The 14439-nt window shown below is 59.6% G+C and carries 13 protein-coding genes; 3 read left to right on the top strand and 10 right to left on the bottom strand.

What is annotated here, in order from left to right; translation table 11 throughout:
- Positions 1–33: 33 nt before the first annotated feature.
- Positions 34–1698, bottom strand: coding sequence for a beta-galactosidase BglA (gene bglA / locus QSK43_RS21400; RefSeq protein WP_332305173.1), 1665 nt, complete (start codon positions 1696–1698; stop codon positions 34–36).
- A gap of 153 nt (positions 1699–1851) precedes the next feature.
- Between bglA and QSK43_RS21395 the strand changes: the two genes are divergently transcribed.
- Together QSK43_RS21395 and QSK43_RS21390 are read left to right on the top strand one after the other, a co-directional pair.
- Positions 1852–2772, top strand: coding sequence for a sugar kinase (locus tag QSK43_RS21395; RefSeq protein ID WP_332305172.1), 921 nt, complete (start codon positions 1852–1854; stop codon positions 2770–2772).
- A 129-nt stretch (positions 2773–2901) separates the two neighbouring features.
- Entirely contained in the window at positions 2902–3951 is a 1050-nt protein-coding gene (locus tag QSK43_RS21390; protein ID WP_332305171.1) for a bifunctional monoglucosyl/glucuronosyl diacylglycerol synthase, read from the top strand.
- Positions 3952–4153: 202 nt separating this feature from the next.
- Here QSK43_RS21390 and QSK43_RS21385 read toward each other — a convergent pair whose 3' ends face one another.
- The 5 genes from QSK43_RS21385 to QSK43_RS21365 all read right to left on the bottom strand — a co-directional run bounded on the left by QSK43_RS21385 (position 4154) and on the right by QSK43_RS21365 (position 8566).
- Positions 4154–4765, bottom strand: coding sequence for a hypothetical protein (locus QSK43_RS21385; RefSeq protein ID WP_332305170.1), 612 nt, complete (start codon positions 4763–4765; stop codon positions 4154–4156).
- 108 nt (positions 4766–4873) lie between these two features.
- Positions 4874–5482: a DUF2026 family protein gene (locus QSK43_RS21380; protein WP_332305169.1), complete on the bottom strand. Its 609-nt coding sequence runs from the start codon at positions 5480–5482 to the stop codon at positions 4874–4876.
- Positions 5483–5690: 208 nt separating this feature from the next.
- Positions 5691–7121, bottom strand: a complete 1431-nt coding sequence (gene der, locus QSK43_RS21375; RefSeq protein ID WP_045019154.1) for a ribosome biogenesis GTPase Der — start codon at positions 7119–7121, stop codon at positions 5691–5693.
- A 33-nt stretch (positions 7122–7154) separates the two neighbouring features.
- Positions 7155–7826, bottom strand: a complete 672-nt coding sequence (locus QSK43_RS21370) for a tetratricopeptide repeat protein (protein ID WP_045019156.1) — start codon at positions 7824–7826, stop codon at positions 7155–7157.
- Between the two features lie 155 nt (positions 7827–7981).
- Entirely contained in the window at positions 7982–8566 is a 585-nt protein-coding gene (locus QSK43_RS21365) for an NnrU family protein (protein WP_332305168.1), read from the bottom strand.
- Positions 8567–8717: 151 nt separating this feature from the next.
- Here QSK43_RS21365 and QSK43_RS21360 point away from each other — a divergent pair, with 151 nt between their 5' ends.
- Entirely contained in the window at positions 8718–9701 is a 984-nt protein-coding gene (locus QSK43_RS21360; protein WP_332305167.1) for a polysaccharide deacetylase family protein, read from the top strand.
- Between the two features lie 56 nt (positions 9702–9757).
- Here QSK43_RS21360 and sbmA read toward each other — a convergent pair whose 3' ends face one another.
- The 4 genes from sbmA to QSK43_RS21340 form a co-directional block, all read right to left on the bottom strand.
- Positions 9758–11026, bottom strand: coding sequence for a peptide antibiotic transporter SbmA (gene sbmA / locus QSK43_RS21355; RefSeq protein WP_332305166.1), 1269 nt, complete (start codon positions 11024–11026; stop codon positions 9758–9760).
- Positions 11027–11218: 192 nt separating this feature from the next.
- Positions 11219–12409 carry an MFS transporter gene (locus QSK43_RS21350; protein WP_332305165.1) on the bottom strand — a complete coding sequence of 397 codons (1191 nt, stop codon included), beginning with the start codon at positions 12407–12409 and terminating at the stop codon, positions 11219–11221.
- A 75-nt stretch (positions 12410–12484) separates the two neighbouring features.
- Complete coding sequence (map, locus tag QSK43_RS21345; RefSeq protein ID WP_045019165.1) at positions 12485–13237, bottom strand: type I methionyl aminopeptidase; 753 nt, start codon at positions 13235–13237, stop codon at positions 12485–12487.
- Between the two features lie 54 nt (positions 13238–13291).
- Positions 13292–14353, bottom strand: a complete 1062-nt coding sequence (locus tag QSK43_RS21340; RefSeq protein ID WP_045019167.1) for an LLM class flavin-dependent oxidoreductase — start codon at positions 14351–14353, stop codon at positions 13292–13294.
- Between the last annotated feature and the right edge of the window lie 86 nt (positions 14354–14439).

Here is a 14439-nt window from a genome sequence, read left to right as displayed (position 1 = left end):
CTGAGCAAGGTAGGTTGATGACAAATTGCCCGCTCACGCGACGACCCCGCAAAACACATCCAGCCTTTCAAGCTTCACGATACCTGCATCGAACAGCGGCTCGAAGCCGGGCATCGGCAGGATTTCCGTGACGCGCATGCCTTTCGGCACGGGGAATTCAACCGCGTCGCGGGTCAGGTTAAAAACGAACAGCAGTTTCTCGTCGCCCTTGTGGCGCGTGAAGGCCAGCACATCGAGATTGGTCTTGATGAAATCCATATCGCCGTCGCGCAGCGCGCCGTGGCTTTTGCGGAAGGACAAAACTGCGCGGTAGTGGTTCAGCATCGAGTCCGGTTTGCGCTCCTGCCCGTCCGCCGCCAGCAGGCCGTGGACATAAGGCACCGGCAGCCAGGGCTTTTCAGCGCTTGAGAACCCCGCATTCGGCTTGCCTGTCTCCCACACCATCGGCGTTCGGCACCCGTCACGGCCCTTGAAGGCCGGCCAGAAGCGGATGCCGTAGGGATCGCGCAGATCCTCGAAAGCGAGTTCGGCCTCGGTTAGCCCCAGTTCCTCCCCCTGATAGAGACATATCGAGCCGCGCAGGCTGGCCAGAACGCAGATGGCGAGCTTCGCAACCCGCGTCTGCTCCTCGACGCCTTCGGAAAAACGGCTGAGGTGACGCACCACGTCGTGATTGGAAAAAGCCCAGCATACCCAGCCATCCGTAACCACCTTGCCGAAAGTCTCGACCGAGTTGCGTAGATGTTTCGCGGTGAATTCCGGCCCCAGAAGATCGAAGGTGTAGCACATGTTGAGCTTGTCGTTGCCGGACGTATAGGCCGCGACCGTCTTCAGCGACCGCGCGCCGTCTCCCACTTCGCCCACCGTGGCACGCCCCTCATACTCGTTAAGAAGCGCGCGGAAACGCTGGAGGAAGGCCACGTTTTCCGGCCGCGTCTTGTCGTAGAGATGGTCCTGCATACCGTAAGGATTGACGTCGGATGCATCGAGACCAAAGCTTTCGTCGTCGAAAAGCGGCGGGTTGTCGCGCAACAGCTTGTCGTGGAAATAGTGATTGACGGTATCGAGGCGAAAACCGTCCACTCCGCGATCAAGCCAGAACCGCACGGTTTCCAGCAACGCATCCTGAACCTCCGGATTGTGGAAATTGAGGTCCGGCTGCGAGGTGAGAAAGCTGTGCATGTAATATTGCTTGCGCACGCCGTCCCATTCCCATGCCGGCCCGCCGAACACGGAAAGCCAGTTGGTGGGCGCCGTGCCGTCCGGCTTGGGATTGGCCCAGACATACCAGTCGGCCTTGCTGTTGATGCGGCTCGCGCGGCTGTCCACGAACCAGGGATGCTTGTCGGAGGTGTGCGAGATCACCTGATCGATGATGACCTTCAGCCCCAGCCGATGCGCCTCGGCCATCAGCGCATCGAAATCGGCAAGCGTGCCGAACATCGGATCGACATTGCAATAATCGGAAACGTCATAGCCCATGTCGGCCATGGGCGAGGTGAAGAAAGGCGAGAGCCAGATGCCGTCGACGCCGAGCGAGGCGATATAGGGCAGCCGCTTCGTCACCCCGGCAAGATCGCCGTAACCGTCGCCAGTGGTGTCCTGAAAGGAGCGCGGATAGACCTGATAGATCACCGCTCCCTTCCACCAGTCCGATTGCGCTTGGGGTTTGTGGACCGGGACATGGGTTGGCGGCACGGGCGATCTCCTGATGGCAGCTGATCCGAGAGTATAAAGCTGAAGCGTCCGCGTAAACCGGAACTTCGCAAACGTGTCAGGCCAAAACCGCACTTGTCAGCGGCGTGCACTCGTCGTAAGCCGCATGGCTGAAAACAACGGGAGGATGACGGCGTGGGCGGACGGTTTCTGTCGATTGGCGAGTGCATGGTGGAACTGTCGCAGGCCGGAAACGGGCTGCTGCGCAAGGGTTTTGCGGGCGATACCTTCAATACGGCCTGGTATGCGCGTGCCTGCCTGCCAGAAGACTGGTCCGTCGATTATTTCACAGCACTTGGGGACGATCCCCTTTCCCAGGACATGCTGACCTTCATTGCCGATGCCGGCATAGGCACCGAAAAAATCCGCCGTATCAAGGGCGGCACGCCCGGCCTTTACCTCATCAACCTCAAGGATGGCGAGCGCACCTTCAGCTATTGGCGCAATGCCGCCGCCGCAAGGCAGCTCGCGGCCGATGCGGATTACCTGCGCAGAACCGTGGAAAGCGCCGACGTCATCTATTTCTCCGGCATCACGCTTGCCATTCTCGCCTCGCCGCATGATGTAGATACGTTTCTGGCGGAACTTCGCCGCGCCAAAGCGGCTGGCAAGCCCGTGGTCTTCGACCCGAACATCCGCTCACGCCTCTGGTCCGACAGGGACACGATGCTGGAGACGATTACCAACGGCGCGCGCGCCGCAACGCTGGTCATGCCCAGCTTCGATGACGAAGCCAGCCATTTCGGCGACGCATCCGTCGAGGCCACCATCGATCGCTACCGTTCGCTCGGCGTCGCCAATATCGTCGTCAAAGACGGCGCGAAGGGTGCGACACTCGATTTCGGCGGTCACCGCAGCCACGCACCGGCAGTAGAGGCCGTGGATGTGGTGGACACGACAAGTGCTGGCGACAGCTTCAACGGCGCGTTCCTCGCCCGTTATGTGACGGGTACTGCACCACAGGAGGCGGCCATCTTCGCCGCACGGGCGGCGGCAACCGTCATCGGCCATCACGGCGCGCTGATCAGCCCCGAGCTTCTTCCGCTTGTGGGATAGCTGCTCCGGGAAGGACGGTCTTGACCGTCATCCACCCTGACATGATCCTGTAACACGCGCGCCGCATATACGGGCGGAAGCTCGGCGGTGGGGAATCGCCCGTGCGCAGATCAGCAGGATCGGTGTTTCATGACGAGAATCACGATTGTCACAGATGCCTGGCACCCGCAGGTCAACGGCGTGGTTCGCTCGATAGAAAACACCAACACCGAACTCGCGCGGCTGGGTGTGGATGTGCACATGGTGACGCCGCAGAGTTTTTACAGCATCCCCTGCCCGACCTATCCGGAAATCCGCCTGTCGGTCGCCGGCTATCGCCGTGTCGCGGCGGAGATCGAAAAAAGCCAGCCTTCCTTCGTACACATCGCCACCGAAGGGCCGCTGGGCTTCATGGCGCGTCGCTGGTGCGTGAAGAACAGGATGCGTTTTTCCACCAGCTATCACACCCGCTTTCCCGAATATGTTGCGGCGCGTTTCCCGATCCCGGAAAGCTGGCTCTACGCTTTCGTGCGCTGGTTTCACAATGGCGGCAATGCCTGCATGGTGGCGACCCCGAGCCTCGAGACCGAGCTTGAAGCCCGTGGCGTTAAAAACCTGAAGCGCTGGAGCCGCGGCATCGATGCCGAACTGTTCCATCCCCGCCCGAAAACGACGCTGCCTTTCGATCTGCCAAGACCGATCTTCATGACGGTTGGACGCGTGGCGGTGGAAAAGAACCTGCCGGAATTCCTCGATCTCGATCTGCCCGGATCGAAAGTGGTGATCGGCGACGGACCTGCCCGCCATGAATTGCAGGAAAAATACCCGAACGTGCTGTTTACCGGCATCAAGACCGGCGAGGAACTGGCCGATGCCTATGCGCAGGCCGATGTTTTCGTTTTTCCCTCGAAGACCGATACATTCGGCAACACCATTCTGGAAGCGCTGGCAAGCGGTGTGCCGGTGGCGGCCTTCCCCGTCACCGGGCCGATTGACATTCTCGGCGGCAATCCTGCGGCGGGCGCACTGAACGACAATCTTCGCGATGCCTGCCTTGCAGCCCTCCATTGTTCGCCGCAGGAGGCGCTTGCGCTTTCCAAAAGCTACAGCTGGGAGAAGGCGTCGCGGCAATTCCTCGACAATGTCATTCATGCCGCCGGAAAATCCCTGCCGCTCCTGTCCCGTTCGCAGCTTGCCTGACGGGGCGGCGCATTGATCCCCGATATTTTATCGGAGAACGGTGGACGAAACACAGCGGGAGTGTCACAAGACGATCTGGACGCGACCGCCGTTATCTTTAGAACGGGGTCGGGCTGCTGATTGACGTCAGGCGGTTGCCGCGAGTACACGCTGGCCGTCCTAATTTCCGGATGATACCGCACCAAACCCCTTGAGATGCCGTTCAGGACAGAGGAAGAAGCTCTTTTTGCTGGGCTGTGCACCAATGATTGATCTTCTCGACAACGTCCTTTGGCGCGATTGGCAGGGCGCTGTTGGGTATGACAGCCACCGTTCCCTGAAAAACCAGCACCAGATTGTCCGCCGGCGTGACCGCGAGATGATAACGTGCCCAGCTTAGCTGCACGGTGTCCAGTCGTGAAATCTGCCTGTAGCCCTCAGGCCCGATCTCTATCTGGTAGTGAGACGAATACATTCGCTCATGGGCGATGTTCCACCGCGCCCAAATCTCGTAATATGATTTCGCCGCTTTTCTCGCGCCGTGCCAAAGAATGTACCAGACGACGAGAGCCACGAACGGTGCGGGTGCAAAAACCCAATAACCGACAACCTGCCAGACGCCCGGGAACCATGGCAGGCTTATGGAATAGATGACGGCGGCAGCCAGTGCCGAGAACAACGCCAGATTGGTCCTTGCCGAGGCAAAGTAGCGGGCCCAGGACGTGTCGAAAATCATGCGGTAATTTTCATAGGCCTGATGTTGATAGCCAAGCACATAGTCGGAGGCGTGTTTCGGATCGGGCGTGTAGCTTATTGAAATGGTGTCATCGGCCATGTGAACACGTCAATCCCGTCGCTGTTGACATCAGTCTTTGTAACAACGATTGCCCTTATTAATCAAAAGGCCTTTTGCTGCCAAAACGTCGTGCGACGTGACTTGCCTTCACCAAGCCCCAACGAGCGATTGGCCGGAAAGCGGCACCGTGCGGATTTTGCCGTCCCGCTCCGTAACCGAAAGCGACGTCGACATCTGTTTCGGTGACTTTCGAAACCAGTTCGCGGCAACGCTTGCGAGATCGCCGATCATTGCTTGTTTGTGCCAATCGGCAAAACGCCTTGCGGTGGCTTCGGGCTCGGAGCGGTAGAAGAAATCGCCGGATTGATTAAGATCGTTGATCGACGCGGCCATCGCCGACAGCGGACGCTGAAACATCTTCGGCGGCACAGCCAATCCCTGCGCGCTTTGCGAAAACGCGGGCGCCATGAAATCGATCGCCCATCCGTCCGCCTCGACCCAGCAATGGAAATTGTCGCCAGCGCCGGTAACGTAACCATCGTCGCGATGGTCGGCAAAAAGCATGACCGTTCCACCGAGATTATAAGCGGCGAGCCCACCCTTCGGCACCGCCTTGATCTTGTAGTGCTGCTGGAGGATGAAGGCGCCGAAGGTGCTGAAATACATGCACGCCGTGGCAGGGTCGGCATTGTCGTTGACGAGCAGACTGTTGATGACGCGGTAAATCCGGTGATAGTCGGTCTGCTTGATCAACATGGGTTTTTACTCTTCAAAAACAGGGTGTTGGACGAGCGGCCACCACTCGTTTCGTCTCCCCGTCGGGGAGAAGGTCGCGGCAGCGGGATGAGGGGGCGAGGTCGGAGATATACGGAAGGTTGCCCCCTCATCCGACCCTTCGGGCCACCTTCTCCCCCACGGGGAGAAGAAACACGCCGCAGCGCCATGTCTCAAAAGCGATCGCCAATCACCGCTTCTTCTTCGCCTTGCTTTCAAACGGATTGTCGGAGCCGCGATAATGCACACGGATCGGCACGCCCGGCATGTCGAAATCCTTGCGCAGGCCGTTTACGAGGTAGCGCGTATAGCTTTCGGGAATCGATTCCGGCCTGGTGCAGGAAATCATGAAGGCCGGCGGGCGGGCCTTGACCTGCGTCATGTATTTCAGCTTCAGGCGACGGCCGGAGACGGCCGGTGGCGGATGCTGCGTCGTCTGCGACTCCAGCCAGCGGTTGAGCTTGGCCGTCGAGATGCGACGGTTCCAGATCTTGTCGGTGTCGATGATGCTCTGCATCAGCCGGTCGAGGCCATAACCCGTCTGGCCGGACATCGGCACGGCGCGGATGCCACGGGCCTGCGGCAGAAGCCGCTCGGTCTTCTCGCGCAGATCGGCAAGAAATGCCTGCGGGTCTTCGACCAGATCCCATTTGTTGAAGGCGAGCACGGCGGCGCGGCCTTCGCGAATGACGAGGTCGACCAGCTGCAGGTCCTGCTTTTCGAACGGAATGGTGCTGTCGAACACGATCACCACCGTTTCGGCAAAACGGATGGAACGCAGCGAATCCGCAACGGAAAGCTTTTCGAGCTTTTCTATCACCCTGGCCTTGCGGCGCATGCCGGCCGTGTCGAACATCTTGATGGTGCGGCCGCGCCAGTCCCATTCGACGGAAATGCTGTCGCGGGTAATACCGGCTTCCGGGCCGGTCAGCAGGCGGTCTTCGCCGAGGAAACGGTTGATGAGGGTGGACTTGCCCGCATTCGGTCGGCCAATAATGGCGACGCGCAGCGGCTTGGTCTCGTCATAAACCGGCTCTTCTTCTTCCTCTTCCTCGCTGCCCGGTTCGTGACGCGGAAGAACGATATCGGTTTCCGCCTCGTCCACTTCAGGCGGAAAGGCTACATCCTCGCCGATCGCCTCGACGATGGCGTCGCGCAGGTCGATCATGCCCTGGCCATGTTCGGCAGAGACGGCGCAAGGCTCACCGAGACCGAGGGTGAAGGCATCGTAGAAGCCCGCATCCGAACCACGCGCCTCGGACTTGTTGGCCACCAGCACCACCGGTTTGCCGCGACGACGCAGCATTTCGGCCAGCGTCTCGTCGGCGGGCGTCAAGCCTGCCTTGGCATCGACGACAAAAAGCGTCACATCGGCATCGTCGATCGCCGCTTCCGTCTGCGCCCACATGCGACCCTGAAGCGTTTCCGGCCCGGATTGCTCCAGACCGGCGGTATCGATGATGGTGAAACGAAGGTCGATAAGCTTCGCGTCGCCGGGGCGGCGGTCACGGGTGACACCCGGCGTATCGTCCACAAGCGCCAGCTTCTTTCCGACCAGACGGTTGAAAAGCGTGGACTTGCCGACATTGGGGCGCCCGACTATGGCGACGGTGAAGCTCATTGATCGTTAATCCTTGGAGGTGGGAAAGCTGTATTAGACAGCTTTGCCCGAAGCAGTGATATTGTCGAGCATGATCTGCGCGCGGTTCGTCACGTTGCGCGGTGCCTGCGCGTCGCTGACGATCTGCTCGAACCATTGTTTAGCCTTGACGAAATCGCCGGCCTTGTAAGCGGCAAGACCGAGCGCTTCGCGCGCGGAAGCACGCATGGTCTGGCCTTCGGCGCTGAGCGGCTCCGCAAGTGCTGCGACCTGATCATACGTACCGTTATCGACCAGCAGCCAAGCGGCGCGCACCTTCGCCGTATCGCGGAAGACCTGCGGCGCGGACGTGTCGTTGCCGATGGCGGTGAAGGCGGCGATGGCGCCGGCCGCATCACCCTTCTGCGAAAGCAGCGTGGCGGAACGGAACTTTGCCAGCACCGGATAATTGCCGTGGCCGGAGGTTTCGAGATCGGCAAAGGCCTTCAGCGCATCGTCCGTCTTGTTTTCGGAAGCAAGCTTCAGCGCCGCAAGGAACTGATCGCCGGAATTGGAAGCACGGCTGGTGTTCCAGTATTCATAGATGCCGGCACCGGCGGCGCCCACAACCACGAGAACGGCCGCGGCAACGACCACGATACCGTAGCGGCCCCAAAAGCGGGAAAGCTGCTCGGAACGGATCTGCTCGTTCACTTCGCGGATAAAGGTATCATTTTCGTTTGCCATCAAATTCTCCGTTACCCGCGTGGAGATCGTCGCCGATCCATCCGTCCGCAGACATACCAAGCCGCTTACCCGGGTCAGCGAAAGTCAGGCCAACCGGGTCATGGTCGGCCTTCTAGCCTATTTTGCCTGATATGTAAGGGGGAAACGTTGATTTCCTACATGGCGATCGGCTGAACGCCGATCAACCATTCGTGCAGTTTCAGGATAAATGCGCCCCAGAGAACGACGCCGCCGACGATGGCCACCAGATCGTAGCGACCGGAGACGAAGGGACGAACCACCTTTTCACCCGCTCTTTCCCGGCGCTTCAGCGAAATTCGCATCACCACGCCCCAGGCGAGGAACGACGCGAAGAGAAGGATCGAGGAGGTCTCGCCATTCGCCAGAAGATGGGCCAGCGCCCAGATCTTGACGGAGAGAATGAGCGGATGCTTCGTCTTCGTGGCGATGTGGCCAGCCGGTATGAGGCTGGCGACAAGACAGATCATCGCGGGCAGCATCAGGGTCACGGCGATGTGGCTCATCCAGACCGGCGGATACCAGAGCATGCCTGTCTCCTGCCGCGCCTCGCCGAACGCATAGATGACAAGGACGAGCGTTACCAGGCTTGCGAGGGAATAGACGCCCTTGAACGGTCCTTCTCCCATCTTCGCGATCATCCGCGCGCGAAATTGCGGTGCAAACACCTTCAAAAGATGCGTCAGGAAAAACAAGGCAAGACAGAGTATGAGAAAAAGCATTGGAACACGGTCCCCCGGTGGAACGAATGCGGCCCTATCACCGCGACGCAGAAAACGAATTAGGCTGAAAGACGTAAAAAAGCCAGTTTATTCAAAGCTTCGCCTTATTCCACCCGCAAAAGGCGACGGTGTTTCATATGACGGATGACTGATGTTTCGCCCATTTACCACCTTTTCCCTGTCGCTCTGCCTTGCCTTTCCCGCTTTTGCCGAAAATGCGGAGAAGCCGAAGCAGCTCGTCATCGTCTCCTTCGATGGCGCGGGTGACAATACGCTCTGGGAAAGAAGCCGCGCGACGGCGAAGGAAGTGGGCGCGCATTTCACCTATTTTCTGGCCTGCACCCTGGTGATGGACCGCAAGACCAGCGCCAAGACCTATCAGGGCCCCGGCCAGAAGGCCGGCCGCTCCAATGTCGGCTTCGGCCAGTCGCCGGAGGAAGTGGAGGCCCGGCTGCGCAACATCTGGGCGGCCCATCGCGAAGGCCATGAAATCGGCAACCACACCTGCGGCCATTTCGATGGCGGGCAATGGACGCCCGAGCAATGGGACGGCGAATTCACCACCTTCACCAGCACGCTGGAAAACGCCTGGCAAATGATCGGCAAGAAGGGCGAGGAACCCGAAGGCTGGCGCGACATGGTCAAAAAGATCGACGGTTTTCGCGCACCCTATCTTTCGCAGGGACCGGCGCTGACCGCCGCGCAGAAGAAACACGGTTTTGTCTATGACGCCACCAGCGTCACCAAGGGGCCGGAATGGCCGGTGGAGCGCGAGGGTATCCAACATTTCGGACTGCCGCTCATTCCGGAAGGCCCCGGCAATCGCCCGATCATCGCCATGGACTATAATCTCTTCATCCGCCACTCCATCGGCATCGAAACACCTGATCGCGCGCAGGAATTCGAGGACCGCGCCTACGCCGCCTTCCGCACCGCTTTCGACAAGCAATATAATGGCGAGCGCATCCCTTTGCAGATGGGCTTTCATTTCGTGAAGATGAATGGCGGCGCCTACTGGAACGCCTATGAGCGGCTGCTGCGCGAAGTCTGCCGCAGGGACGACGTCGCCTGCATCAGTTATGCCGAGGCCATGCCGATGATCGAGGCGCGCAGGAAACAGAAGACCGAGGGGTAAAGTCCCCTCCTGTCATGCAAAAAGGGCGACCAACCGGTCGCCCTTTTTGTTTTCCGTCAAGGCTTGTTGGCTGCCAGCTCACCGGCTTCCGCTTCCCGCTGCAGATAACGCTGGTCGATATCCGGCAGGGGCTGATCGTCGATTGCGGCTTCGAAGGCCACAAGACGTTTGTGGATGGAAAGCAGCTCGATGATTGTCGTCCAGGAATTGACCAGATACTGAAACGAATTGCTGACTTGACCGAAGGCCGTGGCGATCTGCTGGTAGATACCATAGGTGATCTTGCCCGCCACGATGGTGGGAACGAGCATAAGAAGCAGGAACACCGCATCGGCCTGGATATAGAAATACCGGGCAACGTTGAAATAGAGATAGTGCCAGTACATGCGGAAATAGTTTTTCCGCACATTGGAGTAGAGTTCCTTGACTGTCGGCGGTTGGGCGCGGTCGGCGTGATCCTCGCCATAGACGAGTTCCTTGCGGTAGGCTGCTTCCACACGCTGGTTGCGGAAATTCAGGCCGGGCAGCTTGATGCCGACGGTCGCAAGAAGAACCGTGCCGAACACGGACCAGACGATCGCCAGCCAGAACAACGCGTGCGGCACTTCGCCGAGGATCGGCAATTCGGAGACATAGGATGACAGCGCGAACAGGATCGGCAGAAACACAACCAGCGTCATCACCGAATTGATCAGGGTAATGCCCAGAGCCTCAAGCGTGGAGGAAAACCGCATCGTGTCTTCCTGAACGCGCTGCGAAGCACCTTCGATGTGGCGCAGCTTTTCCCATTTGGACATGTAGAAGTCGTTCATCGCGGTTCGCCAGCGGAAGATGTAGTGGCTGGTGAAGAAGTCCGTCAGGATCGAAACCGCCATGCTGAGAAAGGCGATCTTGGCAAAGACGATTTGAAGACTGTAGAAATCCCAGACTTCGATACCCGGCTGTTTTGAAAGGGCATTTTGAAGAAGGTCGCCGAAAGGCCGCCGGAAATTATTGATGACCACGGAAATCTGAACGCCGAAATAGGTCACCGCGATGATCAGCAGCGATCCCCATATGGACCAGAGCTTCCAGGGGTGATCCTTGGCCAAAACGGTCCAGATACCCCCGAACAACACCATGCAGGATGCGAGATAGGCGTAAAAGAACAGATTTGCGGGAACCAGAAAATAGCTGAGATCGTAAGGCTCCTGCTCGGGCATCACGTAACCCCAGGACCTGCCTAGCCCTTCAACGATAAAGTACCATCCAAGAATGGCGAAAAAAGCCCAGACGACGGCCGAAGTGAAGAACAATTTCGGCTTGGGAAAGAAGGAATGAAACACGTTTAGAACTCACGCGCGTTTGAAATCGGCCATTATTGGCGAAGCACTAGTTGTCCCGAACCTAGGGCAGAAATTTGTGCACAGCAACGGAGAAGCGACGACCTTAACAAGATGTAAGGCGCAGACGGCGGATCGAACCCCGCAAAAGACCTCGAATATCGCCCTTGAGAGCGGCAAAAGCGGCTGGCGGGCTTAGCCCCGCCGCTCCGTGGCGAGGACCGGAAGCATCAGCAGAATGCTGGCGACGAGAACGGCGGAGGCGAGAATGCTTGGTGCCGTAAAGCTTCCCGTCACCTCGGCGATCCAGCCGGCGGCCAGAGGCCCGATAATCTGCCCCGTGCCGAAGGCAGCCGTCATCAGCGCGAAGGCGCGGCGCGGGCTTGGTCCGGCGAACTCTCGACCGAGCTGAAGACCATAGGCGGTGATGACCATGAAGGTCAGGCCGAGAAGCAGGCCGCCCGCCAGCACACCGGGCACGGGCGGCAGCATGACGGAAGCAAATACGCCGACGGCTTCCACGGCAAGAACGATCACGAAGGCACGCTTCAACCCTTGCGACCTCATGACCGGCTTCCAAAGGAAAAGCGAGACGGCAGCCGCGCATCCCGTCACGAACCAGGCGAGAAATTCCACGAAAGCGCCGGCGGCGGCCATGCGCGCGATTGCCACGATGAAGGTGGCGGTGATGACGTAACCAAAACCGAACAGCCCATAGGCGAGCGTCGTCAGAAAAAGCGGCTTCGTCCATTTGAGCGGCGGCTCCGCCGCCGAAGAAGCGTTCCGGGGAGGCCCCGCGGGCAGCACCCGCCAGACAAGAAGGAATGTCGCGAAGGAAAACACGGCACCGGCAATCCACTCCTCCCGCCAGGAGGCACCGCCGCCATCAAAAACGACGCCGATGAGATAGACCACAAGCGAGGAAATCGCGATGCCGGCACCGACGCCGCCATAATGCAGCGCCTGAATATGGTCCTTGCCGGCTTTCATGGCGTGGCCGATGACGATCTGCGACGTGAAGATCATGGTCATCGCACTGGCAACGCCGGCGAAAAACCGGATCAGGGTGAAGGCCGCAACGGAGTTGAATGCGGCCATGGCAAGCAGCAACGCGCCCGTGGAAAACAAGCCGCAAAGGGCGACCAGCCGTTCCCGTCCCGAGCCCCATGAATAGGCGGCGAGAACCGCCCCCGCGAGATAACCGGCGAAATTTCCAGCCGCGACGATACCCGCATCCCCCGCCGATAGCGGAACATCAGCCATCATGCCGGGAAGAATGGGGGTAAAGGAAAAACGGCCGAAGCCCATGGCGGAGGCCATCATCAGGGCGCCGGCAAAACCGAGCGCGGTCAGATGTCTGGCGGAAAGTGGCTTGTCGATACTCATGCACGGCTTATCGCAACCGCGTGGATGAGGAACAAGCCAGTTATTTTGATTGGCGTTATAAGCCTTCTTTATCTGTCACTCGGCGAGCGTCAGCACCAGCGGCCCGTTCTTCGTCGCAACCACGGTATGTTCGTACTGAACGGTCGGCGCACTCGGATCGCTGTAGAGCGTCCAGGGATCGTCATCGCCGTCTTCGGCCCAATAGGCACCCGTCGACAGGAAAGGCTCGACGGTGAACACCACGCCCTCCTGCATGATGCGCCGCTCGCCCTTGTCCGGCCAGGTCGCCAGCTCCTTCGGCTCCTCATGCAGGGAGCGACCGATGCCGTGGCTCGCCAGATTGGTGATCAGCGTGTAACGGTTCTTTTTCGCAAAAGCACCGATGGCGTTGCCGATATCGGCGAAAGGCCGCCCGGTTTTCACCTGCTGCAAGCCTGTCCACATGGCGCGCCTGCCATCGCGGCAAAGCCGCTCGATGTCCTTCTTGACCGGCGGCACGGCGAAAGACGAACCCGTATCGCCGAAGAAACCGTTCTTCACCGCCGAGACATCGATATTGACGAGATCGCCCGCCTTGATGATGCGGGGGCCGGGAATGCCGTGCGCCACTTCCTCGTTGACGCTGATGCAGGTCGCACCCGGAAACTTGTAGCAAAACTCCGGCGCCGATTGCGCGCCACTATCCTCCAGCACCTTGCGACCGATCGCATCCAGCTCCGCAGTGGTGATGCCGGGCTCCAGCGCGTCCGCCATGGTCTGCATGGCCACGGCGCAAATGCGGCCGATATCCTTCAGCAAAACCAGTTCTTCATCGGTGGAGATGACCATGTTTCCGTCCGTCGTTCTGAATGGCGGGTATCGAGATACCCGCCTTGGTAATAATCAGGCCGTGGCTTTCACCGGATCGGCACTCCCCGTCAATTCTTTTCTGACGATTGGGGCGACTTTCGTACCATAAAGCTCGATGCCGCGCATGATCTGGTCATGCGGCATCAGGCCGATGGCCATCTGCAACAGGAAACGGTCGTTCCTGAAAACGCCGTGCGCCTTGATGATCTTTTCCGCCACCAGCTCCGGTTCGCCGAGGAAGAGATTGCCCTCCGGCCCACGCGCCGCATCGAAATGCGCGCGGTTCGTCGGACCCCAGCCGCGCTCGCGGCCGATGCGGTTCATCACCTCCGCCTGCGGTCCGTAGAATTGGTCCGCCGCCTTGTCGGTGGTGTCGGCAATGAAGCCGTGCACGTTGATGCTGGTACGCAGCTTGGTCTTTTCCTGCCCCGCCCGGCGTGCGGCCTCATGGTAGAGATCGAACAGCGGCGCGAAACGGCGATATTCGCCGCCGATGATGGCAAGCGCCACCGGCAGTCCCATCGCGCCAGCCCGCGCCACCGATTGCGGCGTGCCGCCAACCGCGATCCACACCGGCAGACGCTCCTGCAACGGACGCGGATAGACGCCGCGCCCATTGATGGCCGGATGTTTGGTGCCGGACCAGGTGACGATCTCGTTTTCACGCAGCGCCAAAAGCAGATCGAGCTTTTCGGAAAACAGCACGTCGTAGTCTTCGAGGTCGTAACCGAACAACGGATAGGATTCGATGAAGGAGCCGCGCCCGGCCATGATTTCGGCACGGCCGTTCGACAGGAGATCGACGGTTGAGAATTGCTGGAAGACCCGAACAGGATCGTCCGAACTCAGAACCGAGACGGCGCTTGTCAGGCGAATGTTCTTCGTCTTCACCGCCGCCGCCGCAAGCACGGTGGAGGGTGAGGACACGACATAATCCGGGCGATGATGTTCGCCGAGGCCAAAGACATCGAGCCCGACCTGATCAGCAAGCTCGATCTCCTCGAGAAGTTCCCGCAGCCGGCGCGCACCTTCCGGTCCACGGCCATCGGTGGAGTTGGGATTGACATCCGCGAAAGTGTAAAGACCGAGTTCCATAGGCGATACCTCTGTTTGATTGCCTGAGAGATAGGGACGGGCGGCCCTTCAGGCAAATGCAAAATCTGGCGCAAAATCTGGATGCT

The organism is Rhizobium sp. GR12, assembly GCF_036596185.1.
In the GTDB taxonomy this organism is placed as follows: domain Bacteria; phylum Pseudomonadota; class Alphaproteobacteria; order Rhizobiales; family Rhizobiaceae; genus Agrobacterium; species Agrobacterium nepotum.
The sequence above is the reverse complement of the archived record's forward strand: the minus strand, read 5'-3'. Positions and strand labels throughout refer to the sequence as shown.